This window comes from Vibrio sp. 10N.286.48.C11 (assembly GCF_041469805.1).
Taxonomy (GTDB): Bacteria; Pseudomonadota; Gammaproteobacteria; order Enterobacterales; family Vibrionaceae; genus Vibrio; species Vibrio crassostreae_C.
The window spans coordinates 1-947 of sequence record NZ_JBFRLK010000171.1; the positions used below are offsets into that span (position 1 = coordinate 1).

A 947-nucleotide genomic window follows, 5' to 3' on the forward strand; every position below is an offset into this window, starting at 1 on the left:
ATAGATTCAACGGTAAAGGTTTGCTGGAAGCTTTCCCCTGCGCCTAAATGTTGGACTTTATCATTGTCAATATCGTATGACCAATGGCCCTTTGCGTTGATATTGAACCGACCACCTTCGGCGGTGGTGATGGTTTGTGCAATAAAACCGGCTTGGTCGTGATCCGGGTCAATCACGTGTAACGTGCCGCCACTGCTGAGCTGATTAGTGGTATTGCCAAAGGAAGTGTGATCTTCGTAAACATGATTATTGAAGCTGGAGTAGGGCGTCACTGCAATTTTTGCTTGGTTATCTTCACCGGTCACCTTCACCATAATGGTGAGCTTTTGACCATCATTGGTTTCGATTTCGTAGGGGAGCTCCATCGACTCGCCAGCATGTAGGCTACCAATGAGATCGTCCGCATGACGATTGGTAACAGCTTCTAATCTGAATTGATAAGTGCCATTAGGCCAAACATCAAGGTGACCAGGCTCAACCCCTTGGCCTAAATACTTCCCGCTAAAAACAAACTGAGTGTTATCACCACTATCAGGGTCAATTAGCTGAAGCTGGCCTCTATAGAATTTAAATTCACTATCCAGCGCTTGTGTTTCAGTGAGCTGAATGACATTAGAAACCAGTGTGGCTTTATCATCTGTCCCGGCAATCGTAAGCGTGGCGGTTTGTTGCGTACTTCCACCATGGCCATCTTCTACTTGATAGGTGATAGCGATTTGTTGCGACTGACCATTTGCCAAATGATTAAATGCGGGATCAGTGGCATCAACAATTAATGTATGACCATCAGTATCTAAGGTGATGCCTGCGGGGATTTTCCCTGCCTGAGGTTGACCATCGATGGCATATTCAAGGTGCCTGATGGTTAAAGCGTCGCCCTCTTTATCTGTGGCGCCTACTAGCAGATTGAGGGTGTGATGATTATCGGCCCCCTCACTGACACTGTC

1 protein-coding gene is annotated in these 947 nt (G+C 46.8%); it reads right to left on the reverse strand.

Annotated features, from left to right (window positions below):
• The coding region (locus tag AB4209_RS22430) for a VCBS domain-containing protein (protein WP_372057452.1) at positions 1-947 on the reverse strand (947 nt) is incomplete at both ends.